This window comes from Pseudomonas sp. TH08 (assembly GCF_016651275.1).
GTDB lineage: Bacteria > Pseudomonadota > Gammaproteobacteria > Pseudomonadales > Pseudomonadaceae > Aquipseudomonas.
This window is the reverse complement of record NZ_JAEKEE010000001.1, coordinates 89,965-114,929: the sequence shown is the minus strand read 5'-3', so window position 1 is coordinate 114,929 and position 24,965 is coordinate 89,965. Positions and strand designations below refer to the sequence as shown.

At 59.8% G+C, this 24,965-nt stretch carries 22 protein-coding genes and 1 riboswitch; of the genes, 13 read left to right on the top strand and 9 right to left on the bottom strand.

Annotation, left to right across the window (positions count from 1 at the left end; all coding sequences use genetic code 11):
- The first annotated feature begins 27 nt into the window (after positions 1-27).
- The gene (locus JFT91_RS00545; RefSeq protein WP_201231306.1) at positions 28-315 is read left to right on the top strand and encodes a PA4642 family protein; all 288 of its coding nucleotides are present in this window, start codon (positions 28-30) and stop codon (positions 313-315) included.
- Between the two features lie 223 nt (positions 316-538).
- Here the strand turns inward: JFT91_RS00545 and mqo are convergent, their stop codons facing one another.
- On the bottom strand, positions 539-2,047 hold the full coding sequence (mqo, locus tag JFT91_RS00540) for a malate dehydrogenase (quinone) (RefSeq protein ID WP_201147732.1): 1,509 nt from the start codon (positions 2,045-2,047) through the stop codon (positions 539-541).
- A gap of 706 nt (positions 2,048-2,753) precedes the next feature.
- Positions 2,754-2,987 (bottom strand): hypothetical protein, encoded by a 234-nt coding sequence (locus JFT91_RS00535; RefSeq protein ID WP_025109325.1) that lies wholly within the window; start codon positions 2,985-2,987, stop codon positions 2,754-2,756.
- A gap of 205 nt (positions 2,988-3,192) precedes the next feature.
- Between JFT91_RS00535 and JFT91_RS00530 the strand changes: the two genes are divergently transcribed.
- Positions 3,193-3,777 (top strand): YajG family lipoprotein, encoded by a 585-nt coding sequence (locus tag JFT91_RS00530; protein WP_201231305.1) that lies wholly within the window; start codon positions 3,193-3,195, stop codon positions 3,775-3,777.
- 52 nt (positions 3,778-3,829) lie between these two features.
- Here JFT91_RS00530 and JFT91_RS00525 read toward each other — a convergent pair whose 3' ends face one another.
- The gene (locus JFT91_RS00525) at positions 3,830-4,036 is read right to left on the bottom strand and encodes a hypothetical protein (RefSeq protein ID WP_008083982.1); all 207 of its coding nucleotides are present in this window, start codon (positions 4,034-4,036) and stop codon (positions 3,830-3,832) included.
- A 193-nt stretch (positions 4,037-4,229) separates the two neighbouring features.
- Here JFT91_RS00525 and JFT91_RS00520 point away from each other — a divergent pair, with 193 nt between their 5' ends.
- Positions 4,230-4,508, top strand: coding sequence for a hypothetical protein (locus JFT91_RS00520; RefSeq protein WP_201231304.1), 279 nt, complete (start codon positions 4,230-4,232; stop codon positions 4,506-4,508).
- Positions 4,509-4,652: 144 nt separating this feature from the next.
- On the opposite strand, the gene JFT91_RS00515 is transcribed toward JFT91_RS00520, so the two are convergent.
- Positions 4,653-5,816, bottom strand: a complete 1,164-nt coding sequence (locus tag JFT91_RS00515; RefSeq protein ID WP_201147728.1) for a 1-acyl-sn-glycerol-3-phosphate acyltransferase — start codon at positions 5,814-5,816, stop codon at positions 4,653-4,655.
- Positions 5,817-5,958: 142 nt separating this feature from the next.
- On the opposite strand from JFT91_RS00515, the gene JFT91_RS00510 reads away from it, so the two are divergent.
- The 3 genes from JFT91_RS00510 to JFT91_RS00500 are packed head-to-tail and all read left to right on the top strand — an operon-like array spanning position 5,959 to position 7,070.
- Positions 5,959-6,141, top strand: a complete 183-nt coding sequence (locus JFT91_RS00510; protein ID WP_201147727.1) for a CPXCG motif-containing cysteine-rich protein — start codon at positions 5,959-5,961, stop codon at positions 6,139-6,141.
- 9 nt (positions 6,142-6,150) lie between these two features.
- A complete protein-coding gene (locus JFT91_RS00505) occupies positions 6,151-6,411 on the top strand; it encodes a putative signal transducing protein (RefSeq protein WP_025109321.1) in 261 nt (86 codons plus the stop codon).
- Between the two features lie 35 nt (positions 6,412-6,446).
- Positions 6,447-7,070, top strand: a complete 624-nt coding sequence (locus tag JFT91_RS00500) for an SOS response-associated peptidase (RefSeq protein WP_201228454.1) — start codon at positions 6,447-6,449, stop codon at positions 7,068-7,070.
- A gap of 99 nt (positions 7,071-7,169) precedes the next feature.
- On the opposite strand, the gene JFT91_RS00495 is transcribed toward JFT91_RS00500, so the two are convergent.
- Complete coding sequence (locus JFT91_RS00495) at positions 7,170-9,311, bottom strand: methyl-accepting chemotaxis protein (protein WP_201231303.1); 2,142 nt, start codon at positions 9,309-9,311, stop codon at positions 7,170-7,172.
- A gap of 263 nt (positions 9,312-9,574) precedes the next feature.
- Between JFT91_RS00495 and JFT91_RS00490 the strand changes: the two genes are divergently transcribed.
- A complete protein-coding gene (locus JFT91_RS00490) occupies positions 9,575-10,393 on the top strand; it encodes a M48 family metallopeptidase (protein ID WP_201231302.1) in 819 nt (272 codons plus the stop codon).
- Positions 10,394-10,593: 200 nt separating this feature from the next.
- On the opposite strand, the gene JFT91_RS00485 is transcribed toward JFT91_RS00490, so the two are convergent.
- The 3 genes from JFT91_RS00485 to JFT91_RS00475 all read right to left on the bottom strand — a co-directional run bounded on the left by JFT91_RS00485 (position 10,594) and on the right by JFT91_RS00475 (position 13,437).
- Positions 10,594-11,178: a TMEM165/GDT1 family protein gene (locus tag JFT91_RS00485; protein ID WP_129395459.1), complete on the bottom strand. Its 585-nt coding sequence runs from the start codon at positions 11,176-11,178 to the stop codon at positions 10,594-10,596.
- Between the two features lie 87 nt (positions 11,179-11,265).
- Positions 11,266-11,390, bottom strand: a riboswitch (yybP-ykoY riboswitch).
- Between the two features lie 50 nt (positions 11,391-11,440).
- Entirely contained in the window at positions 11,441-12,439 is a 999-nt protein-coding gene (locus tag JFT91_RS00480) for a methyltransferase (protein WP_102901153.1), read from the bottom strand.
- 32 nt (positions 12,440-12,471) lie between these two features.
- A complete protein-coding gene (locus tag JFT91_RS00475; protein WP_201231301.1) occupies positions 12,472-13,437 on the bottom strand; it encodes a 2-hydroxyacid dehydrogenase in 966 nt (321 codons plus the stop codon).
- Positions 13,438-13,709: 272 nt separating this feature from the next.
- Between JFT91_RS00475 and JFT91_RS00470 the strand changes: the two genes are divergently transcribed.
- Complete coding sequence (locus tag JFT91_RS00470) at positions 13,710-14,339, top strand: LysE family translocator (RefSeq protein ID WP_201228450.1); 630 nt, start codon at positions 13,710-13,712, stop codon at positions 14,337-14,339.
- Between the two features lie 99 nt (positions 14,340-14,438).
- Here JFT91_RS00470 and JFT91_RS00465 read toward each other — a convergent pair whose 3' ends face one another.
- Positions 14,439-15,203 (bottom strand): AraC family transcriptional regulator, encoded by a 765-nt coding sequence (locus tag JFT91_RS00465; RefSeq protein ID WP_201231300.1) that lies wholly within the window; start codon positions 15,201-15,203, stop codon positions 14,439-14,441.
- A gap of 85 nt (positions 15,204-15,288) precedes the next feature.
- On the opposite strand from JFT91_RS00465, the gene JFT91_RS00460 reads away from it, so the two are divergent.
- The 5 genes from JFT91_RS00460 to JFT91_RS00440 all read left to right on the top strand — a co-directional run bounded on the left by JFT91_RS00460 (position 15,289) and on the right by JFT91_RS00440 (position 24,926).
- A complete protein-coding gene (locus tag JFT91_RS00460; protein WP_201231299.1) occupies positions 15,289-16,473 on the top strand; it encodes an MFS transporter in 1,185 nt (394 codons plus the stop codon).
- 146 nt (positions 16,474-16,619) lie between these two features.
- A complete protein-coding gene (locus tag JFT91_RS00455) occupies positions 16,620-18,302 on the top strand; it encodes a fatty acid--CoA ligase (protein WP_201147723.1) in 1,683 nt (560 codons plus the stop codon).
- A gap of 337 nt (positions 18,303-18,639) precedes the next feature.
- Positions 18,640-20,529, top strand: a complete 1,890-nt coding sequence (locus tag JFT91_RS00450; RefSeq protein WP_201231298.1) for a DUF1302 domain-containing protein — start codon at positions 18,640-18,642, stop codon at positions 20,527-20,529.
- A gap of 28 nt (positions 20,530-20,557) precedes the next feature.
- On the top strand, positions 20,558-21,922 hold the full coding sequence (locus JFT91_RS00445; RefSeq protein ID WP_201228447.1) for a DUF1329 domain-containing protein: 1,365 nt from the start codon (positions 20,558-20,560) through the stop codon (positions 21,920-21,922).
- 271 nt (positions 21,923-22,193) lie between these two features.
- Positions 22,194-24,926 (top strand): winged helix-turn-helix domain-containing protein, encoded by a 2,733-nt coding sequence (locus JFT91_RS00440; protein WP_201231297.1) that lies wholly within the window; start codon positions 22,194-22,196, stop codon positions 24,924-24,926.
- Positions 24,927-24,965: the final 39 nt, after the last annotated feature.

Below are 24,965 nucleotides of genomic sequence, written 5' to 3'. Positions count from 1 at the left end.
TGTAATGTCTGCGAGCTGGAGTCGGCAATGCGTAAAGATAAGAAACAAGTGATTGGTGACGAGATCGGCGATGAGCAGATCAAGCTGTTCCTCGATTTTGAACCGGTCGACGCCACTTCGCCGTCGCTGCACAAATTGATCAAGGCCTATCGTGGTCTGCGCATCGATGATTTCGAGCGGTTTCTGGGCTTCTTCGTCGAGGCGGGTTACGACGTCGATGGCAAGGACGAGCAGGGCAAGACGTTTGTCGACCTGATCGCCGATCAGCGCAACGCACCGGAATACATCGAGCTGATCGAAAAATCCCGCACCTGAGGTATCCCCAATACCTGTGGCGAGGGGATTTATCCCCGTTCGGCTGCGCAGCAGTCGCAAAATCAGTGAGTGCGGTTTGCCTGACACACCTTATCAGCAGGTTTTGGGGCCGCTTCGCAGCCCAGCGGGGATAAATCCCCTCGCCACAGAAGTCTTGCCAATGTTCAGGCGTAAAAAAACGCCCCGCACTCACTGAGTACGGGGCGTTTTTTATGCCGCAAGATCAAGCGTAGCTTGGGGTCTCGCTGCTTTCTTCAACCAGTTCCAGGGCGATGTTGTTCTGCGAGTTGATCTTGCGATACAGCGCAGCATCGGTTTCCAGAACCTTTTCACGGGCCGGGAAGATCTCGGCCAGTTTGCCGGCCCATTCACCTTTGGCCTTGGCCGGGAAGCACTTCTCGATCAGTTCCAGCATGATCGAAACGGTCACCGAGGCACCTGGCGAAGCGCCGAGCAGTGCGGCAAGGGAACCGTCCTTGGCCGAGACCAGTTCGGTACCGAATTGCAGGATGCCACCCTTTTTCGGGTCTTTCTTGATGATCTGCACCCGTTGGCCGGCCACTTCCAGACGCCAGTCTTCGGCTTTCGCCTCCGGGTAGAAACGGCGCAGGGAATCCAGTCGCTGTTCCATCGACTGCATCACTTCGCTGACCAGGTATTTGGTCAGGTCCATGTTGTTTTTCGCCACTGCCAGCATCGGCCCGATGTTGCCGGCGCGAACCGACAGCGGCAGATCCATGAAGGAGCCGTGTTTGAGGAACTTGGTGGTGAAACCGGCGTATGGCCCGAACAGCAGGGACTTCTTGCCATCGACCACACGGGTGTCGAGGTGCGGCACCGACATCGGTGGCGAACCGACGGCAGCCTGGCTGTACACCTTGGCCTGGTGATGCTTGACCACTTCCGGGTTGTCGCAACGCAGCCATTGGCCGCTGATCGGGAAGCCGCCGAAGCCTTTGCTTTCTTCGATGCCCGATGCCTGCAACAGCGGCAATGCCGCGCCGCCCGCGCCGAGGAAGACGAATTTGGCGTCGACTTCACGGCTGCTGCCGCTGTTGACGTCCTTGATGCTCACGGTCCAGCCGTTGCCGTTACGCTTGAGGCCGGTCACGCGTTTGCAGTACTTGACCTGAGCATCCGGAGCGCTGGTCAGGTGCTTGAGCAACTGATTGGTCAGGGCGCCGAAGTTGACGTCGGTACCGTTCATCACGCGGGTGGCAGCGAGGACTTCGTCCGGCGAGCGGCCCGGCATCATCAGCGGCATCCACTCGGCCATTTTGGCCTTGTCTTCGGTGTATTCCATGTCGGAGAAAGCGTGGTGCTTGCTCAGCACGTCGAAGCGTTCCTTGAGGAAGGACACGCCTTTGTCGCCCTGCACGAAACTCAGGTGCGGCACCGGGCTGATGAAGGATTTGCTCGAGCCGAACGTGCCTTTCCTGGTCAGGTACGACCAGAACTGCTTCGACACCTCGAACTGGGTGTTGATGTGCACGGCTTTCTTGATGTCGACGGTGCCGTCGGCGGCTTGCGGTGTGTAGTTCAGCTCGCACAGGCCAGCGTGGCCAGTACCGGCGTTGTTCCATGGGTTGGAACTCTCGGCGGCACCGGAATCCATCAGCTCGACGACTTCCAGCTTGATCGCGGGGTCGAGCTCTTTGAGCAGCACTGCCAGGGTGGCACTCATGATGCCGGCCCCTACCAGAACTACGTCGACTGCTTCGTTATGCGCCATTTAACGCGTCTCCAAAATCTGCAGCACCAAATTGTCGGCATGGCTGCCAGGCGTTCCGGGACAGATCTGTTATGCCCCAGCTATCCATGGTCAGGTCGCCATGTCCGAATCTTCGCAATTTTTCGCAACTTCGACGGATGCGTGCGGCCTCGCTTCAAGAGCTCCATGAACTCATTTCAGCACGTGGCTGGCAATTCGACTTATGGTCGAGACATCCGTTTTTGTGCAACCAAATCCGTAGCGGACAGGCTTCAGGCTCCGATATTCGAGGTATACCCGGTCCTGTGTCGTTGGGCTGTTTCAGACGCTAATGGTGCATGTTCAGACGCAAAACTATTCATTTGCTCGCCACACTCTTGTGAAGTTGTGAAAACCCGTTTTTTTCACGCTCTTTTGAAGACGTGAACCTCAAAAAAGGGCTGTCCAAGCCTGGCACCCTGCCCCCAAGGGCAAAACAACGCGGTGGCCGAGCGTCATGACAGCTCTGCAGATTCGCGAAAAGCGGGTTTTTGCCGGAAGAACAGGCAAGCGCGCCAACTTCACTCGATCTGTGTGGGCGGCTCTCTGTGGGCGATTTTGATGTCGATGCATGCGCATTGACGCTGTTGCGGGGCCCGATCAGGAGACGTCCTTATAATCGGGGGGAGATTGTATCGAAGAAATGCGGGCAGTTGCTCGTGTTTAATGACTTTTATTAGGCATCCGGTCAGATGCTCAACATCGCCTGCACCCGTGCGCGGGGCTGCGACGCCATGACGCGGGCGCTGGCGGGCAGTGGCTGGTGCAACCAGTTGAGACGGATTTCTTCAATTTCCACCCAACCGTCGCCCATGGGTTGCAGGCTGCACTGCTTGAACGCCTGACAATGACCGTTGCGGTCGAGCAGGGCGAAGCTGCGATGCAGTGGGCGCGGGGCGAATAACGAGATCAGATAACGCATGGCTGAGTACCTTGTTGGAGGACTGCTTTGAAGGTTGGCGAAGGGGCGTGACGTCAACGTGTATGGCAGGTGAACAATCTGTGACAGGAACCGCTTTTGCCCGGGTTGGTCAGACATTGCAGTATTCGCTGCCGGGCGCTGGTTACCCGCAGTGGCCCACCGCTATACTGCCGGCCTGTTTGTGCCTGATTCTGGAGAGAAGAGCATGTTGCAACGCCTGTTGTTCGGTTTGATCACTGTGGCCGGTTTGACCCTGGCCGGCTGCGCCCACAGCCCGCAACAACTGAGCCCGGAGCCGAAGCTGACCACGCAACTGGCAGCGGTCGGCCGTGGCCAGCCAGTCGTCGTGCGTGTGGTTGACGGTCGTCCGTCGCCAACCCTGGGCACCCGTGGCGGTCTGTACCCGGAAACCAGCGCCATCACCGTGCAGCGCGAGCAGATCCTGCCGAAGTTGCAGGCTCAGGCGGAAGCCGCCGTGCGTCTGCTCGGCTTCACCCCGACCAACAACGCGCCAAACGCGCCGCAGTTGACCGTGACCCTGGCTGAGCTGAAATACCAGTCGCCGAAAGAAGGCATGTACGTGACCGAAGCGACCATCGGCGCAACCTTCCGCTCCGACGTGCAAAACGCCAACCGTCGCTACAGCGGCCGTTACGGTGCTTCGTTGGACCAGCGTTTCGGCATGGCGCCGAACCAGGAAACCAACACCAAACTGGTCAGCGATGTGTTGAGCGATGCGCTGACACGTCTGTTCAAGGACCCGACCGTGGGTCAGATCCTCGCCGAGTAAGTGTTGCGGCGGATGTAAAAAAGCCCGGTGCCAGTGATGGCCCCGGGCTTTTTCAGGCGGCCTGCGAGTAGAAGTCGAGGACACTGACGCCCGTCAGCAAATCAGTCTCAGGCAAATCCGCATGCTGATGCCCGCCCAGTGCGCAATACACCAGCCAATGGCGATCCTGAACATTGAAGGCGAGGCTGCCGACGAGGCTTTGCTGTTCGTCGTAAGGGGTGATGAGGTACAGGCGATCCTGGTTTTCAGCGTGAAGCATGTCGCGTTCCATGTGCGTTTCGAGGCGCGCAGGGTGGCGTATCCACATGACGATGCCGTGACACAGGACAGCCATCGGTCGATTGTCAGGTTATTTATCGCAAAGGCTGGGGCAGGGGGGGAAGGTTTCGGTAGAATTCGCGCCGCGGTCGTCGGTCTGGCGTCTGCCACACCGGTTTAGATTGAGGTCTGTGATGTCGCTGCACTTGATGACGCTGTTTACCACTCATCCCGCCAAATTGATCAACCTGCTGGCGTTGCTGTTGGCCTTTCCGGGCAGCTGGCTGCTGCACGCGACCCGCCGCCGTGAACAGCGCGCCATGGCCAGTATTGCCGCCCAGCGTCAGGCGCAACCCAATGCCGAGCCGATGCTGGATTGGGCGACGTTGCGCATGAACCGGTTTTTCTATCGTTTTGGTTTTGCCTGCCTGGGCCTGGCCCTGATCGTCTCCTGGATCAGCACCCGCTTCTGAAGCGAATGCAAAACCTTGTGGTGAGGGGATTTATCCCCGATGGCCTGCGCAGCAGGCCCATGATTTATCAGGCAGAAACATGGGGCCGCTTCGCGACCCATCGGGGATAAATCCCCTCGCCACAGGTGCGCAGTGCTGTTGAATTTACAACGGCAACCCAGCCTTCACCCGGTACTGATTACGCACCGGCGTCGCATATTGCAGCACCAGATACGGACGATGCTCCACAGGGCACGCGTCCAGCCGGCTCTGCCACTCTTCCTGCGCCTTGGCCAGTTCGTCCGCCGGGAATACCTCGGCAGCCTTCGGCACATTCAGTTGCGGATCGGCATCGGCCCACTGCGCGTACGCCAGGTAATGCACCGGAAACAGGCGATAACCGCCAAGAATCTGCTTGTCCATCTCGACTGCCAATTGCTTGGTGTCTTCGAACAGCTCGCTGATCGGCGCGGCGAAGTTTACGTGCACGCGGCCCTTGTAGCCGGTGATGCCCTTGGCAATGCTCACGTCATCTTCGCCCGGCGCTTTCGCGTAAGTGCCGGTGGTGGCGCGGATGTACAGCTCGCGAGCCTTGGCCTGGTCGCACGGGTCGTATTCGTAGCTGATCGACACCGGGGTGACATTCAGTGAGCGAATGACTTCGCCGAACGGCTCGTCCTTGCGGCTCATGTGGAACATTTTGAGGATCGCCGACTCGGTGCGATCGTCGCCATCCTTCGCCCGGCCCTCGGCCTGAGCAATCCAGATCGAGGCGCAATCGTTGCGGATCGAGTGGTTGATGTACGCCGACAGCAGTTGATACGCGGCCATCTTCTCGCGACGGCCGGTGATCGAACGGTGGACGATGAAGCTCTTGTTCAAACGCATCAGGTCGCTGACAAACGGCTTTTGCAGCAGGTTGTCGCCGATCGCGATGCGTGGCGTCGGCAGGCCGGCGTGGTACACGGCGTAGTTGACGAAGGCCGGGTCCATCACGATATCGCGGTGGTTGGCGATGAACAGATAGGCGCTGCCGGACTTGAATTGCTCGACACCGGTGTAGGTCACGCCGTCAGTGGCGCGCTCGATGGTGTGGTCGACGTAGGACTCGACCTTGTCCTGCAAAGTCGCCACCGATGTCACGTCGGCGAACTCACGACGCAGCCGATGGGCTATAAGTGGTTTGAGCATCCAGCCAAAAGCACCGGCAAAACGCGGGAAGCGGAAGTGGGTGAGGATATCTAGAAACGCCTTGTCGCCGAGCAGTCTTGCCAGTACCACAGGTACTTCGCTGTCGTCGTAAGGTCGGATGGCATCGAATTCGCCCATCATGCTCTCTTGTTGGAAACGGCTAGGGTAAGTAAAGGTTTTGATCGAAAACCAACGGGGCACGGTCTGAAAAGGTAGCCAGACAAAAATAGCCCTGCAAATAGACCGGCGATTATACGCACAAGTCACTTGGGAGACCGCGATGCTGGAAGCCGCTGAATACGAATGTCCTTATTGTGGGGAGCCGGTCGAGACGACAGTGGACCTGTCCGGCGGCGATCAGACCTACATCGAGGACTGTCAGGTGTGTTGTCGGCCGATCACGTTCGTATTGCAGGTTCATGGCGAGGATTGGTTTCTGGAAGTCTTCAGCGAAAACGAGTGAGGCGCGCCCATGCAGCGAATCTACGAGCCGGAAAACCTGATGGAAGGTGAAATGCTCAAAGGCATGCTCGCCAGCGAAGGCATCGAGGCGCATCTGGTCGGCCGCGATCTGCTCGGCGGTACCGGCGAATTGCCGATCTTCGGCCTGCTGGGGCTGTCCGTCGATAACGACCAGGCCGAGTACGCCCGTGAGTTGATCACCGCGTACAATGCCGCGCTGCCACTGCCCGGCGATGAACCGGAGAGTTTCCCCGGTACGCTGGTCTGTTAGGCTGACGTTCGTTTTATTCAGAGTCGTGTTGCCCCATGTGTGGACGTTATGCCCTGTTTCGCTGGAACCGCGACTTTGCGGCCCTGCCAGGTTTTCCTGCCGATCAACTGGCGCAGTGGAACATTTCCCCCAATGATTCGGTGTTGATGCTGCGTGCCGGTGAAGCCGGCGAGCGCACCCTGGCCCGCGCCCGTTGGGGGCTGACGCCGCCGTGGCTGACCGATTTGTCGAAAACACCCGCGCATGCCCGGGCGGAAACCGTGGCCGAACAGCCGATGTTCCGTGAGGCGCTGCGACTGCGTCGGTGTCTGCTGCCGGCCAACGGCTTTTACGAATGGCGCGGCACCCAGCGCAAACGCCCGTACTGGCTGACGCCGGGAGAGGGTTCTTCACTGTTTTTCGCGGCGATCTGGGAGGCGTATCCGGTGCAGGAGCAGGTCTGGCTGAGCACGGCCGTGATCACTCAGCCAGCGTCGAGTCAGCGCCGGCCGTTGATTCTCGATGAAGCGGGGCAGGCGGCATGGCTCGATCCTGCGACGCCGCTGCATACGCTACAAGCGCTGCTCGCCAGTGAACCCGGCGCGCTGCGCGAGCGGGTACTGGCGAATCTGATCAATGATCCGAAGCTCAATGGCCCGGAGTGTCTGACCCCGGGTTGATATGAAAAGCAAAAAGATCGCAGCCTTCGGTAGCTCCTACAGGAAAACGCGTATTTTCATGTAGGAGCTGCCGAAGGCTGCGATCTGTTGATCTTGCCCTTAAACCTTGAACTGATTGATCAACCGCCGCTGCTGCTCCGCCAGTTTGGTCAGATCGGCACTCGCCGAACTCGACTCATCCGCGCCGCCCGCGACTTCATTGGCCACTTGCCCGATGTTGATCACGTTGCGATTGATGTCATCCGCTACCGCACTCTGCTCTTCTGCCGCACTGGCAATCTGCGTGTTCATGTCGTTGATCACCGACACTGCTTGCGTAATCGTCTCCAGCGCTTGCGCCGCTTTCGCCGCGTGCTGCACGCTTTCGTCGGTGCGGTTCTGGCTGTCCTCCATGACCCGCACCACGTCGCGCGTGCCCTGTTGCAGTTGCTGGATCATGCTCTGGATTTCTTCGGTGGCTTTTTGGGTTTTCTGCGCCAGATTGCGCACCTCGTCCGCCACCACCGCAAAGCCGCGACCCTGCTCACCCGCGCGTGCCGCTTCGATCGCTGCGTTCAACGCCAGCAGATTGGTCTGCTCGGCAATCCCGCGAATCGCCGTGAGGATCGCGTTGATGTTCTCGCTGTCCTTGGCCAGCGTTTGCACTACGTCCACGGCCTTGCCGATTTCCACCGCCAGCACGCCAATCGAGTTCGACGTGTCACGGACGATCTGCATGCCCTGACTGGCCGCCTGATCCGCATGGCTGGCGGCTTGCGCAGCTTGCGTGGCATTGCGCGCAACATCTTGTGCGGTGGCAGTCATCTCCTGCACGGCGGTGGCCACCTGATCGATCTCGGCCATTTGTTTCTGGATGCCGATGTTGGTGCGAATGGCGATGTCGGCGGTGTGCTCCGAGGAATCGCTGACGCTCTGCACCGACGTCACCACCTGAGTGATCATCGCCTGCAACTTGCTCAGAAAAGTGTTGAAGCCCTTGGCGATCAAACCCAATTCATCGCTGCGATCACTGCTCAAGCGTCGGGTCAGATCACCTTCACCCTGAGCGATGTCATTGAGCATGGCGACCATTTGCTTCAGCGGTCGGGCGATGCCGTGACCGACCAGCCAGATCACCAGCAGGCCGATGCCGGCGATGAGCAGGCCGACCATGGCCATGCCGAAGGTGTCGGATTTGCGTTGGGCATCGAGATCACCCTGAAGCTTTTGCAGGTCAGCCATCACCGCGTTGAGCGGCAGTTGCAGCATCAGCGTCCAGCGCGCATCAGTCTGGCCGATGCCGAACGGCAGGTACAACTCGATGCGCCCCTTGTCCTTATTGACCGAATAGGTGACTTCGCCGCGCTGTAATTTGGCCATATTGGCGGTCTGTTCGGCATCAAGAATGTCGCTGACTTTCTCGCCGAATTTGCTCGGGTCTTTGGTGTAGGCAACGATCCGGCCATTGCCGCCGATCAGGGCCATTTGCCCGGCGCCGCTGTAGAGTTTCTGGTTCGCGCTTAGGAGCATTTCCTGAATGAAGTTCACCGACAGGTCGGCGCCGACGATGCCCTGGAACGTGCCATTGAGCATGATCGGTTCGATAAACGAGGCGAGCATGACGATCTTGTCACCGACCTTGTACGGCGCCGGATCGATCACGCAGGCTTTCTTGCTCTCTTTTGAACACAAGTAGTACTCACTGGCGCGCACGCCCGTGGAAAGCACTTTTTGATCGTCGACATCCGCCAGTTTGTCCAGGCCCAAGGTGCCGTCGTCATTGCGGAACCACCACGGCAGAAAGCGCCCGTTGGCGGCATCGATGCCGACCACGCTGGTGCCGACGTAGGCGGCGTCATTGTGATCAAGTGCGTTTTTTTCCCAGCCGATGTAGGTGCCGAGAATCTTCGGATTCTTCTCGACGTTCTCTTTGATCAGGCTGATCAGTTGTTCGCGGCTGACATTGAGGCGCGGCTGGCCATCGGTGCCCGGCGTACCGAGCAGAGCGTTGACCCGCACCAGTCCGCCGGCAATCAGCAGCGGCGCCTCGAGTTCGCGCTGGATCTGGCTGACCTGGGTTTGTGCCAGCGATGTCAGGCGCTGCTCGATGACTTGTTCGAACTGCGCCTGAGTGCGCTGCTGCACCATCTCCTGCGTGCGGGCGCCGGCAAACAGCGCGTAAAGCACCAGTGCGGCCACCACGCTAAGGACGATGGCGCCGGCGAGGGCGGCAACGGAAAACTGGATCGACTTGAACTTCATGGGAGCTCCGCACGCGAGAGGACGTCTGCGGTGATGTATCGGCAGCAAGCATTGGGCCATGAGTGCGAACAATTGCCATTGAACGCCGATGTCGCAAATGGATCAGTGTGCGACGCAGTTGCAGAGGGCCTGGCGCTCGGTATGAATCTTTTACGACAGCAGCGGTGGGACGCGTCTGAAAGTCGCTGCAATACGTCCGTTGTATCTGGCGTCGATACAATTACCCGCCTAGGATACGCGGCAGGTTTTCAGGGAGCTTTTGAATGAACAAGACATTGGTTGTAAGTGCACTGAGCGCAGCGCTGTTGCTGGCCGGTTGTCAGTCGGTCAACACCACCAGCGGCGGCGCCGTCGGTGTCGAGCGCAAGCAGTACATGTTCAGCATGCTGTCCTCGCAAGAGGTCGACCAGATGTATGCCCAGTCGTATCAGAAGACCGTTGGCGAAGCGTCCGGCAAAGGCGTGCTCGACAAAACCAGCGCCGATGCCAAACGTATTCAGGTGATCGCCGATCGGTTGATCGCCCAGGCGCCGACATTCCGGCCGGACTCCGCGCAATGGAAATGGGAAGTCAATCTGATCAAGAGCGATGAGCTCAATGCCAACTGTGGTCCTGGCGGCAAGATCATCGTTTACACCGGTCTGCTCGACAAACTGCAACTGACCGACGATGAAGCGGCCGCAGTGATGGGGCATGAAATTGCCCACGCTTTACGCGAACACGGTCGTGAAGCGATGTCCAAGGCTTACGGTATCGAGATGGCCAAGCAGGGCGCGGGTGCGTTGCTCGGTCTGGGGCAGGACAGTCTGGCGCTGGCCGACACCGTGGCCAACTACGGCATGACCTTGCCCAACAGTCGTACCAATGAAAATGAAGCTGACCTGATCGGTCTCGAACTCGCCGCCCGCGCCGGCTACAACCCTAATGCGGCGATTACGCTGTGGGAAAAGATGAGCAAGGCCAGTGAAGGTGCTCCGCCGGAGTTCCTCAGTACGCACCCGTCTTCCAGTAGCCGCACTTCTGCGTTGCAGGCGGCGATTCCGAAGGTCATGCCGCTGTACGAAAAAGCCCCGAAGTCCTAAGAGTCGAAGGACACAACGATTCTTCAGGTTGGGAGGGCTGTTGTGGCGAGGGGATTTATCCCCGATGGGCTGCGAAGCAGCCCCAAAATCTGCAAATGCGCTATGTCTGACACTCTGAGGCAGCAGGTTTGGGGGCGCTTCGCGCCCCATCGGGGATAAATCCCCTCACCACAGGTTTTGGGTAGTTCAGTAGACGGGGGTTAAACCCAGCCACTGCTCTGCATGGCCTTGTACACCGCGACAATTGCCAGAATCATGAACGCCGAAGCCGCGAGGCGACGGATCAAGGTCAGTGGCAATTTGTCTGCAGCAAAATTACCCGCCAATACCACCGGCACGTTGGCAATCAACATGCCCGCCGTGGTGCCGAGAATCACCAGCCACAGATCCGGATATTGCGCCGCGAGCATCACTGTGGCGACCTGCGTCTTGTCACCCATTTCGGCGAGGAAGAACGCAATCAGCGTGGTCAGGAACGGCCCGAACTTGCGCGCGGTGCTGGTTTCATCGTCGTCCATTTTGTCCGGCACCAGCGTCCACAACGCGGTGGCGGTGAAGCTGGCGGCGAGGATCCAGTGCAGCGTCGCATTCGAGAAGAAGCTGCCGAACCAGGCGCCTACCGCACCGGCTGCTGCGTGGTTGGCCAGGGTCGCGGCGACAATACCGGCAATGATCGGCCAGGGTTTGCGGAAGCGAGCGGCGAGAATCAGCGCGAGCAGTTGCGTCTTGTCGCCGATTTCGGCCAAGGCAACGATTGCGGTGGGAACGAGTAACGAGTCCAGCATCAGGATTTCCTAAGGGGCGGGTCGACACGGCTATGACACGTACAGCCTTCCCGCCCCGGGTAAGGTGTGCGTGTCATAGGTCTTGTCAAACCCTGCGATCCGTCTGGTGCGGACGCTTGGGTCGCATACGCCATGATCTGAGGATCAAGTATGTTGACGTATGCCGGACGAGCTTGGCGCTCGTGGGAGACTACTCCCCTAGGACGGAGCGGATTCTGCCTTCGCAAAACCGATACGGCAAGCCTCTTTTTGAAAAGAGTTTTCAGCCGCGCTTGGCTCGGTAAATGCGGAAACCATTGCCCTCGGCCTTGATTGCACACACACCCAGATGCTCTTCGATCAGCGGTTGATACTTGAGGAAACTGTTCGCGACCAAGCGCAGTTCGCCGCCGTTTTTCAGATGTTTGGCTGCTTTTCGCAGCAAGTTCTCGGTGGCGAAATAATCGGTGTGCACCCCGACATGGAACGGCGGATTGCTCAGAATCGCGTTCAAACCCATCGGCGCAGCGTCGATGCCGTCACCGGTCAGCACTTCGGCTTCCAGACCGTTGGCGGCCAATGTCAGACGGCTGCTGGCGGCAGCAAATGCATCGACGTCGAGCAAAGTCACCTGATTGTGCGGATAGCGACGTTTGACCGCCGCGCCCAACACACCTGCACCACAACCGAAGTCGAGCAGATGGCCACTCGGCAGTTTGTCCAGATGCTCCAGCAGCAGAGCGCTGCCGCGATCCAGGCGACCGTGGCTGAACACGCCCGGCAGGCTGATGACTTTCAACGGGCCTTCAGCCAGTGGCAGTTCATAGGTCTGCGCCAGGCTTTCCAGGGATTTCGCTTCAGGGGCGTTGGCCACGGTCACTTGCCAGAGTTGGCAGTGACGTGCGCTGTCGAGTTTGCGCGGTTTGCCGAACGGGTTGAGCTGTTTCGACGCACCTTCGATACCGCTGCGCTTCTCGCCGACCAGAAACACCTCGCGCCCGGCCAGACGCGAAGCCACGGCGTTGAGGATGTAATCGGTCAGATCCTTGGACTTGGGCAGGAACACCACAGCGCTGTCGAACTCACGCTCCGGGACATTCACGCCGAAATGGCTACGGCCTTCGAAGCGGGCGTCCAGTGCGGCTTGGTCGCCGGCATGCCAGCACCAGCCGAACGCGTTGGGCAGGCGCCCGAGCAAATCGTCGGCGGGCAAACCGGCCAGCAATAACGAACCTTGAAACAACTCGGGCTGACGAAGCAGTACTTCACTGCGCGGATCCATAACTGCTCCTCAAAAAAAAGTGCCGCAGTTTATCAACTGACGACACGCAGCGCCTTACCGCTGAAGAACGCTTGAGCGTTTTCGGTCAATTGGCCAACGATGCGCTGGCGCGCCTCGCGGCTGCCCCAGGCGTTATGCGGGGTGACAATGAGGCGCGGGATGTCCGCCGCCAGCAATGGATTGCCCTGAGTCGGGGGCTCGACGCTGAGCACATCGGTCGCCGCGCCGCCGAGATGACCGGCGCGCAAGGCATCGGCCAGCGCCTGTTCGTCGATCAGCCCGCCGCGGGCGGTGTTGACCACGAATGCGCCGGGCTTCATCGACGCCAACTCGCGGGCACCGATAAAGTGGCGAGTGTGTTCGTTGAGCGGGCAGTGCAGGGTGAGCGCGTCGATCTGCGGCAACAATGCATCCAGCGGCAGACGATCCGGGCGAGCAGGGCGCCCCGGAATTTGTCCGAGCAGTACGCGCATGCCGAACGCTTCGGCCAGCCGCGCCACGGCACCACCGAGTTCGCCGTGGCCGAGCAGACCGAGGGTTTTGCCTTCGAGCTCGACAATCGGGTAGTCGAGCAGACAGAACTGTTTGGCTTGCTGCCAGCGACCTTCACCGACGGCTTTCTGATAGTCGGCCAGTCGCGTGGCGAGGTTGAGCAGCAACATGATCGTGTGTTGGGCCACCGACGGCGTGCCATAACCCTGGCAGTTGCACACGGTAATGCCGTGGGCGCGGGCGGCTGCCAGATCAACGTTGTTGGTGCCGGTGGCGGTGATCAGGATCAGTTTCAGATCCGGGTTGGCGGCCATGGCGGCGGCGTCGATGTGGATCTTGTTGGTGATTGCCACGGTGGCGCCTTGCAGGCGTTCGCTGACTTGCTCGGGCAGGGTCTGGGCGAACAGTTGCAGGTCGCTGAAGCAGACGCGCAATGGACTGAGGTCGAGGTCGCCGAGGTCCAGCGAAGGGTGATCAAGGAAAACGGCGCGGCGCGTGTTCGTCATCAACTGTACCTTTTAGGCTTTGAGCGTAGGGCGTAATCTGCCGAGCCTACCAGATGAAACAAAACGTTACGCAGCCCCCGCAGTACCCTGTGGCGAGGGGATTTATCCCCGTTGGGTTGCAAAGCAGCCCTAAAACACCGCGTTGTAACAGTTGGACCGCATTGGCTGGACTTGCGACTGCTACGCAGCCGAACGGGGATAAATCCCCTCGCCACAAGGCACTGCGTTTCCTGCAGATTTTTTTTTGACCAAGCTGCCCCAGAGGAGCCCCCATGTACTGGACCGAGTTCTTGACCGTTGCACTGATCCACTTACTGGCCGTCGCCAGCCCCGGCCCGGACTTTGCCGTGGTGGTGCGTGAAAGCGTGACCCACGGTCGTCGCGCCGGTACCTGGACGGCACTCGGTGTCGGCACGGCGATTTTCCTCCACGTCGGTTATTCGCTGCTCGGTATCGGCCTGATCGTGTCGCAATCGATTGTGCTGTTCAACGCCCTGAAATGGGCCGCGGCGGCTTACCTGCTGTACATCGGCTTCAAGGCCTTGCGTGCGCAACCGGCGAAAGCGGTCACCGATGATCTGCACAAAGAGGTCGGTGAGCGCACAGCGCGCGGCGCGTTCACGTCGGGTTTCGTGACCAATGGCTTGAACCCGAAAGCCACGCTGTTCTTCCTGTCACTGTTCACCGTGGTGATCAACCCGCACACGCCGCTGTCGGTGCAGGCCGGTTACGGGGTTTATCTGGCGGTCGCCACCGCGTTCTGGTTCTGCCTGGTGGCGATGCTGTTCAGCCAGCAACGTGTGCGCGCCGGTTTCGCCCGCATGGGCCACTGGTTCGACCGCACCATGGGCGCTGTGCTGATCGCCATCGGCGTGAAACTCGCCTTCACCGAGATGCACTGATCCTGCTATGAAGGAGCTGCCGAAGGCTGCGATCTTTTGATCTTGTTTTTAAGGACCAAGATCAAAAGATCGCAGCCTTCGGCAGCTCCTACGTGGCTCCTATACGAGTTGGCTGAGCTTGCTCAGGGTGTTGAGGTAATCGCGGGGATTCTCGCCAAGCAAACGGCGAAACATCGCGCTGAAGGCGCGGGCACTGCCGTAACCCAAATCCCGCGCCACGCTCTGCACGCTGTCACCGGCGAGCAGGCGCGGCAGGGCTTCCATCAGGCGCAACTGCTGGCGCCAGGCGTTGAAACTCATCTGCAATTGTTGCTGAAACAGCCGCGCCAATGTGCGTGAGCTGGCGCCGACTTGCTGCGCCCAGTCTTCCAGCGTGTTGGGATGATCCGGGGTGTGTAGCAGCGCCAGGCAAATATTTTGCAGGCGCCGGTCGCTGGGCAGCGGAATGTGCAGCGGCAGGTTTTCGAGACTGGCGAGTTCCTCCAGCATCAATTGCTGAATCAGCGGATTGTCGGCGTGAGGCGGGCCTTGCACCGCACGCAGAATCAGTTCGCGCAACAGCGGCGTCACCGCCAGCACACAGCACTGTTGCAGGCTGGCCGGCGACAATTGCGGAGCGATGAACAGCGAGCGCATCTGCACATCGCCACTCATGAAGATCTCGTGCGCCACCTCGGGCGGAATCCACACCGCACGACTCGGCGGAATCACCCACGCGCCCGATGCAGTGACCACGCGCATGATTCCGCTGACCGCATACAACAGCTGCGCTTCGCGATGCAGGTGCAACGGCTGATGCGCACCGTCCAGGTAATCCCGGGGGTAGGCACTCACCGGGCCGTGTTCGAAGTGGCTGATCAACATGTCTGATTCGCTGACTTGCTTGGCAGGAATGCGCTTTCTAGCCAACTTAGCATAGGCCGCTCACAACAACGCAAAGCGTGCTGCCATGAATCAATCCAGAAACGTCATACGCTACATCAATGCCGCCCATGTGATCGATCACATGTTCATGCTGATTTTTCCTGCCGCCGTACTTGGCATGACGCAGGCCTTTGGCCTCGACTACGCCGCGCTGATCGCTCTGTCACTGGGGGGCTTCATTGCCTTTGGTGCGTGTTCGCTACCCGCTGGTTGGCTGGGCGATCACTGGAGTCGGCGGCAGATGATGCTGGTGTTTTTCTTCGGCATCGGCGCCTCGGCGATCTTCACCGGCCTGAGTAACAGTCCGACGATGTTGGTGGTGGGTCTGAGCCTGATCGGTATTTTTGCTGCGATCTATCACCCGGTGGGCACCGCGATGTTGGTCGCCTACGCGCAGAACCGTGGCCGCGAAATCGGCATCAACGGTATGTGGGGCAACCTCGGCGTGGCGTTTTCGGCATTGATCACCGGGTTGCTGGTGGCGCAGTTTGGCTGGCGTTCGGCATTTCTGATACCTGGGGCGGTGGCGATTGTTCTGGGGGTCGGCTTCGCCTTGCAGGTGCGTGAAGAACCGATTCCCAAGCGCCCGCACACACCGCTAAAAGGCGCCGCCGGCCAGCGTATTTCAATGGTCATGGTCTTCGGTGTGCTGGCGTTGGCCACGGCCACCGGCGGTGTGGTGTTCAACGCCACCACCATGACCTATCCGAAGCTGTTCCAAGAGCGTTTGCATGACGTGTTCGCCTCGCCGCAGACACTCGGTGTGGTGGTCAGCCTGGCGTATGCCTTCGGCGCTGTCGCACAGTTGAGCATCGGTCGAGTGCTGCACCGCGTCAGCCTGAAATGGCCGTTCATTGTGTTGACGTTGTGCCAGGCGCCGCTGTTGTTTGCGCTGGCGTATGCCGATGGCTGGGCCGTGATCGCCTTCGGTGCGGCGTTCATGTTCGTCGTGTTCGGTCAGGTAACAGTCAACGATGCGATGGTCGCCAACTTCGTCGCGCCACACTGGCAGTCTCGGGTGTTCGCCCTGCGTTACTGTTTATCGTTCGGCGCCAGCGCGACAGCGATTCCGCTGATTTCCTATGTCGAACCTCGCCATGGTTTCGTAGGCCTTTACTTGATTCTTGCGGGTTTTGGCGCGCTTACCTTCCTTGCTGCGGCAGTTTTCCCACGGACGCCTTCTGAGGAGGCTGTAGGGCAAACGATCTGATAGGTGACGAAAACCGGCAAATGCTGGCGCAAAGCTAGCATTTGTACGGCTCTGCAAATCATTCCTTTGGCTGATTTGGCTGGCGTATAAGGGTTCTAGAGTACAAATCTCTAAGCCAACACCGTGCAGCCAGAAAAGGGATTCATATGTTGCAGACTCGCGTCATTCCCCCGGCCGATGGGGCCTACCAGTATCCATTGCTGATCAAACGGCTGCTGATGTCGGGCGCCCGTTACGAGAAAACCCGCGAGATCGTTTACCGTGACCAGTTGCGCTACAGCTATCCGACCCTGATCGAGCGGGTTGCGCGGCTGGCCAACGTATTGACGGCCGCCGGTGTAAAGGCCGGTGACACCGTGGCAGTGATGGACTGGGACAGCCATCGTTACCTGGAATGCATGTTCGCGATTCCAATGATTGGCGCGGTGATCCACACGATCAACGTGCGCCTGTCGCCAGAACAGATCCTCTACACCATGAACCACGCCGAGGACCGCTTCGTACTGGTCAACAGCGAGTTCGTCGGGCTGTATCAGGCCATCGCCCCGCACCTGACCACGGTAGAGAAAACCCTGCTGCTGACCGATCTGCCGGAGAAAACCGCCGAGCTGCCGAATCTGGTCGGCGAGTATGAGCAACTGCTGGCCGCTGCAAGCACGCAGTACGATTTTCAGGATTTCGACGAAAACTCGGTCGCCACCACGTTTTACACCACAGGTACCACCGGTAATCCGAAAGGCGTGTACTTCACCCATCGGCAACTGGTGCTGCACACCATGGGCGTGTCGACGATCATGGGTTCCATCGACAGCGTGCGCCTGCTCGGCACCAACGACGTGTACATGCCGATCACCCCGATGTTCCACGTTCACGCCTGGGGCCTGCCCTATGTGGCAACCATGCTCGGGCTCAAACAGGTCTACCCGGGGCGCTACGACCCGGAGTTTCTGGTGGAGTTGTGGCGCAAGGAGAACGTCACGTTCTCCCACTGCGTGCCCACCATCCTGCAAATGCTGCTCAACGCCAAAGGCGCGCAGGGCAACGACTTCGGCGGCTGGAAAATCGTCATCGGCGGCAGTGCGCTGAACCGCACACTCTATGAAACCGCCAAGGCTCGCGGCATTCAGCTCACCGCCGCCTATGGCATGTCGGAAACCGGGCCACTGGTTTCCTGCGCGCACCTCAACGACGAATTGATGGCCGGCAGCGAAGACGAGCGCACCACATATCGAATCAAGGCCGGTGTGCCGGGGCCGTTGGTGGAAGCCGCGATCGTCGATGCCGACGGTAATTTTCTGCCGGCCGATGGCGAAACCCAGGGCGAACTGGTGCTGCGCGCACCTTGGCTCACCGAGGGTTATTTCAACGAGCCGCAAAAGGGTGCCGAGCTCTGGGCCGGCGGCTGGCTGCACACCGGTGACGTCGCCACGCTCGACAGCATGGGCGTGATCGACATCCGCGACCGCATCAAGGACGTGATCAAGACCGGTGGCGAGTGGATTTCTTCGCTGGACCTCGAAGACCTGATCAGCCGTCACGCCGCGGTACGCGAAGTAGCAGTGGTGGGCATCGCCGATCCGCAGTGGGGCGAGCGCCCGTTTGCCCTGCTGGTGATCCGTGAAGGGCACGTGATCGGGGCGCGTGAACTCAAGGAGCACCTCAAGCCGTTCGTTGAATTGGGCCACCTGAGCAAGTGGGCGATTCCGAGTCAGATCGCCCTTGTTACCGAAATTCCCAAGACCAGCGTCGGCAAGCTCGACAAGAAGCGCATCCGCCTCGACATCACCGAATGGCAGGCCAACAACAGCACCTTCCTCTCGACACTTTGAGTGTCTGCTGGCGCGCCGAAAACGGCGCGCCAGACCCACCAAGCAAGCGCTTGGCTTGTGAAATCGAAAAATTCAGCCATCCTTGCCGTGCCGACATGTGTCGGACTGGCGAAAGGACTGTTCCAGAGTGGCCGGCAGCTGCAAATCACACTTTAGAGGGATCAAGCAGTACCACCTGCTGGCTATAGTCCGCTCAAGGATTTTTAAGAACGGAGCACACGCACTAAACGGGGCGAGCAACTTTGGAGTGAATTCGGGCAGCCCTGGCGCCCGGTCCCTCCACAGCGTTTTTAAAAGTACTCACTGCCATAACAATAATGCACATGGAGTAGCGTCGATGACCTCAGTAAACCAGTTCTGGCGCCGGGCAAAATTGCCTCTGGCAGTCAGTCTTGCCTCTACGCTCGCCGGGCCCGCATTCGGCGTCAGTTTCAACGTCGGTGAAATCGAAGGCCAGTTCGACTCTTCGCTCTCCCTGGGCATGAGCGTTTCGACCCAGCAGCCGAACAAGGACCTGATTGGTGTCAACAACGGCGGCAAGGGCCTGTCCCAGACCTCCGATGACGGCCACTTGAACTTCAAGAGCGGGCAAGCCTTCTCGAAGATCTTCAAAGGCATCCATGACCTCGAACTGAAATACGGCGATACCGGTGTCTTCGTACGGGGCAAATACTGGTACGACTTCGCGCTGCAGAACGCCGACCTCGAATACAAGGACGTCAGCAACCACAATCGCGACGTAGCGGCCAGATCTTCTGGCGGTCAGATCCTCGACGCCTTCGTGTACCACAACTATTCGATTGCCGATGAGCCGGGTTCGGTGCGTCTGGGCAAGCAAGTGGTGAACTGGGGTGAAAGCACCTTTATCGGTGGCGGCATCAACTCGATCAACCCGATCGATGTGTCCGCGTTCCGCCGTCCAGGCGCCGAGATCAAGGAAGGCCTGATCCCGGTCAACATGTTCTATGTATCCCAGAGCATTACCGAAAACCTCTCGGCTGAAGCGTTCTATCAGATCGACTGGCAGAAGACCGTTACCGATAACTGCGGCACCTTCTTCTCGCAACCCGACATCGTGACCACCGGTTGCGACGACAATCTCCGGGTGCTGAACAAGCGTTCGACCATTCCAGGCATCGCGCTCGGCCCATTGGCCAACGCGGGCGTGGACGTCAACGAAGAGGGCGTGCTGGTGCGCCGCTCGCCGAACCGCAACGCGCGTGACAGTGGTCAGTGGGGCGTGTCGACCAAATACATGTTCGATCCGCTGGCGACCGAGTTCGGTGCCTACTTCATGAATTATCACAGCCGCGCGCCGATCTTCAGCGCCACGGGTGCGCCGCAGTCGATCTACAACGGTGTTGCGGCGCTGCCAGGGCCGTTCCAGGCGCTGGGGCCATTGGTGGTGGCGGGCAACTCGGAATACTTCATCGAATACCCTGAAGACATTCGCCTCTATGGCCTGAGCTTCTCGACCACCCTGCCTACCGGCACGGCGTGGAGCGGTGAGGTCAGCTACCGGCCGAACGCGCCGGTACAACTGAACTCCACCGACATCCTGTTCGCCGGTGTTCGCCCGTTGGGCGGTGCGCTGACCAATGCCTCGATCCTCAACGGTGTTCCGGGGCAGGACCTGCACGGTTACAACCGCAAGGAAATCACCCAGTTCCAGACCACCCTGACGCACTTCTTCGATCAGGTCATGGGCGCCAACCGTCTGACCCTGGTGGGTGAAGTCGGCGTGACCCACGTGGGTGGGCTGGAAAGCAAATCCGATGCTCGTTATGGCCGCGACCCGGTCTTTGGCCCGGGTGAACTGCCGGCCACCGGTGGCCTCGACACCTGCTCGCAGATTCTCAACACCTCCACCATCAACGGTGCAGGGCCGGGTGCATCGACCAGCAACCGCAGCAGCAACTGCAACAATGACGGTTTCACCACGGCGACTTCGTGGGGTTATCGCGGTCGTGCGATCTGGGATTACAGCGACGTGTTCGCGGGGGTCAACCTCAAGCCGAACGTGGCTTGGTCGCATGACGTCAAGGGTTACTCGCCAGGCCCAGGCGGCAACTTCGAAGAAGGCCGCAAGGCAGTCAGCCTCGGGGTCGATGCCGAATACCAGAACACCTACACAGCGAGTCTGAACTACACCAACTTCTTTGGTGGCGACTTCAGCACGGTGGATGACCGCGATTTCGTGGCACTCAGCGTTGGCGTGAACTTCTAAGCAGAGTTTTTTCAGGACGAACACACATATGAAAATAACAAAGAGTCTGTTCCACGCCGGTGTTCTGGGGCTTTCGCTGCTGGCGACCAGTGTGATGGCGGCCGTTCCCGCCGCTGAAGCCGACAAGCTGGGCAAGAGCCTGACCCCGATGGGCGCCGAGATGGCAGGTAATGCCGACGGCTCGATCCCGGCCTGGAAGCCGCTGCCGAAAAATGCCGGCACCGTCGACAGCAAGGGCTTCCTGTCCAATCCTTACGGCAGTGAGCAACCGCTGTTCACCATCACTGCGCAAAACGTCGATAAATATAAGGACAAGCTTGCGCCGGGCCAGTACGCGATGTTCAAGCGCTACCCGGACACCTTCAAGATGCCGGTCTACGCGTCCCATCGCGGTGCCACCGTGCCGGATGACGTGTTTGCCGCGATCAAGAAGAACGCCACCACGACCAATCTGGTCGCCGGCGGCAACGGTCTGGAAAACTTCGACACGGCCGTGCCGTTCCCGATTCCCAAAACCGGTCTGGAAGTCATCTGGAACCACATCACCCGCTATCGCGGTGGCAGCGTGACGCGCCTGGTTACCCAGGCAACGCCGCAAACCAACGGCTCGTTCAGCCTGGTGTATTTCCAGGATCAGTTCGTGTTCCGCGACAAGATGAAAGACTACGACCCGAAAAATCCGGGCAACGTGCTGTTCTACTTCAAGCAGAAAGTGACCGCGCCGGCCCGTCTGGCCGGTACCGTGCTGCTGGTTCACGAGACGCTCGATCAGGTCAAGGAACCGCGCAAGGCCTGGGTCTATGCCACTGGCCAGCGCCGTGTCCGTCAGGCACCACAAGTGTCCTATGACGGTCCGGGTACTGCGGCGGATGGTCTGCGGACCTCCGACAACCTCGACATGTACAACGGCGCACCGGATCGCTACGACTGGGCACTGGAAGGCAAGAAAGAAATCTACATTGCTTCCAACAGTTACAAGATCGACTCACCGACGCTCAAGTACGCCGACATCATCAAGGCCGGCCACATCAATCAGGACCTGACGCGGTACGAGCTGCGTCGTGTCTGGCATGTGGTTGCAACCTTGAAGCCGGGCCAGCGCCATATCTACGCCAAACGTGACTTCTTCATCGACGAAGACACCTGGCAGGCAGCGGTCATCGACCATTACGACGGTCGCGGTCAACTGTGGCGCGTAGCCGAGGCGCATGCCGAGGATTACTACGACAAGCAAGTGCCTTGGTACGCCCTGGAAACCTTGTACGACCTGCAATCGGGTCGCTACCTGGCGCTGGGTATGAAGAACGAAGAGAAGCAGGCGTATGACTTCGGCTTCTCTGCCAGCAAAAGTGAATTCCAGCCGGGCAACCTGGGCCAGGACGGTATTCGCTAAGGTGTAACCAGAGGCCGCATCCTCGAAACAACGCCCCGACCGGTTCGGGGCGTTTTTTCGTGTAGGAGCTGCCGAAGGCTGCGATCTTTTGATTTTTAAATATCAACATCAAAAGATCGCAGCCTTCGGCAGCTCCTACAGAGGGGACGTGCATACGTGTCTGTAGTCTTTTTGTAGCCATTTGTAGCAGCAACCTTCATAACCGGTTCGTTTAAGGCTAGTCTGCGGACATCTGCAACGCCGCCAACAGCAATTCGAACAAGAGCCGGCCATGACTGATCTGTCCCCACTTCCGGGTCCCGCAAGTGTTGCTGTCGCGGCATTGGACGGGCGATTTTTTCGCCCGCCATTGCCTGACGGATACGTATTGCGCCCACGCCTTTGCGAGCGCCTGCAAGCCGGGCTCGGTGGGCGGCTGTTGCTGATCAGCGCCCCCGCCGGGTTCGGCAAGAGTTCGCTGGCGGTGGAATTCTGTCAGAGCCTGCCGGCGTATTGGCAGAGTCTCTGGTTGGGGCTGAGCCCGCGAGACAGCGACCCCGGGCGGTTTCTCGAACGCCTGCTCGAAGGGTTGCAGGATTATTTTCCGCAGTTGGGCAGTCGCGCGTTAGGGCTGCTGAAAATGCGTCAACGCCATCAGCCGTTTGCCTTCGAAGAATGGCTCGACGGCTTGCTCGACGAGCTGGCGCTGCACCTTGATCCAGCGGCACCATTGCTACTGGTACTCGACGATTACCATCTCGCCCAGGGCCCGGTGCTCGACCGTTGCCTGCAATTTTTCCTCAATCATTTGCCTGACGGTTTGCTGGTGATGGTCACCAGTCGGCAGCGCCCGGACTGGCACCTGGCGCGGTTGCGCCTGTCCCGCCAGTTGCTTGAATTGCACGAACAGGACTTGCGCCTGACCCACGACGAAGCCCTGACCTTGCTCGATCGCCACAGCAGCTCATTGCGTGGCGAAGCGCTGGAGAACCTGATCCAGCGCAGCGAAGGCTGGGTTGCCGGGCTGCGCTTCTGGTTACTGGCGGTGGCCGAAGCCGGCAGTGACGCGACGTTGCCGCAAGCGTTGAACGGCGGGGAAGGGCTGATTCGCGATTACTTGCTGGAAGAAGTCATCGATTGCCTGCCTGCCGAAGTGCAGGCATTTCTTTACGACACCGCGCCGCAGGAACGCTTTTGCAGCGAATTGTGCGATGCGGTGCGTGAAGCCCATGACAGCGCCGAAATCCTGCGCTTTTTGCTGGCGCATCAGGTATTTCTGGTGCCGCTGGATGAGCACGGGCACTGGTATCGTTATCACCATCTGTTCTCCGATCTGCTGCGCAGCCGGCCGATTGCGCAAGCGTTGGTGCCGCCCGCGACCCTGCATCTGCGCGCCTGCCGCTGGTTCAGCGCGCAGGGTTTGCTCGACGAAGCGGTGGAGCAGGCGTTACGTGCGGGGCACCTCGATGTGGCGGCGAACCTGGTGCAGAACCTGTCCGAGGAGCAACTGTTGGCCGAGCAGAACGTCGGCATGCTCCTGCGCTGGAAAATGGACTTGCCCGACAGTCTGCTGGTCAGCACACCACGGCTGATCGTCCTCTACAGTTGGGCGCTGGGGCTGGCCTGTCAGCTGGACGCTGCGGAAGAGTTGTCCAGCCATTTGAGCCGCTTCCTGCCGGCGCCGTCGGCCACCGCGCAAAAATCGATGCTTGCGCAATGGCTGGCGCTGAGCGGGATCATCGCCCGCGGGCGCGGTCATCGCGAGTTGACCCTCAACTATTGCACCGAAGCCTTGGAGAGCCTGCCGGCGAAGCGGTACGGCCAGCGGCTGATGTGTTTATCGACGCTGTCCAATCTGGCCATTGCCGATGGCGATCTCTGGCGCGCGCGCGGCTTGAACCGCGAATCGCTTGAGTTGGCGCAGCGGGTCGGCAATCCACTGTTCGAAGCTTTGGCGCATTACGACCGCGCGCGGGTCTTGCAGGCGCGCGGCGAAATTCTGCGCGCAATGGATGAAGTCCATCAGGGCCTGGAGCGTCTGCGCGGTCTGTCGCCACAACGCTTGTACGCGGTGCGTGCTCGGCTGACGTTGTACGAAGGTTTTCTGTTGGCGATGCGCCTGCAGCCACAAGCCGCCCGCACGCGATTATTGGCCGGTATCGGTGAAGCACGCGCCTGTCGCGATATCAGCGTGCTGATCGGCCATTGCGTGATCGCGCGTCTGGACGGCGCCAGCGGCGAGTTCGCCAAGGCCTTCGCCGAACTGGCGGAAGCCGAACGGCTGATGCACATCTGGGACGTACCGCCCATTTACTATCTGGCAATGATTACGCTGGTCAAATGTGAGCTGTGGCTGGCGCAGGGCCGTACCGATCTGGCCGAAGCCTGGCTGGCGCGACTGGGCCAGACCTACACCGGCGAGCGCGCCGCCGCGCCGCCGGAATTTCATCCACAACTGCCCCTGCATGTAGAACTGCAACAAGCGCTGCTCGACCTGATTCAGGGCCAGCCGATGCTCGCCGAAGGGCGGCTGAACGTGTTGCATGAGAACGGTCAGCAAACCGGGCGGCAGTTACTGTGTGTGATGGCGTTGACGCAGAAGGTGGCGCTGTTGCTGGCAGGTGGACGTGAGCCGGAGGCGCGCAAAGCGCTGAGTCAGGCGCTGGAGGCGGCGGCAGGGGGCGTGTTGCAGCCGTTTGATGCATTAGTGAAAGAGCAGGGAGATTGGCTGCGTGGACAACTGTTGGCTTCGCCAGCGTTGGCAGGTCAGCAATTGCTCCAGCACTTCCCTTCAGCGCCGTCCCGTCCGGTCATTGATTCGAGTGGCACCGAGCAACTCAGCAGTCGGGAATTGTCGGTACTGCGCCTGATCGCCCAAGGCTGCTCGAACCAGGAGATCAGCGATCAACTGTTCATTTCGTTGCACACGGTAAAAACCCACGCCAGCCATATCAACAGCAAGTTGGGGGTTGAGCGACGTACGCAAGCCGTGGCGCGGGCGCAAGAACTGGGGGTATTGCAGTAATTGTTGCCTGAAGCCTCTGGCGCACGGCAGACCTTGAGC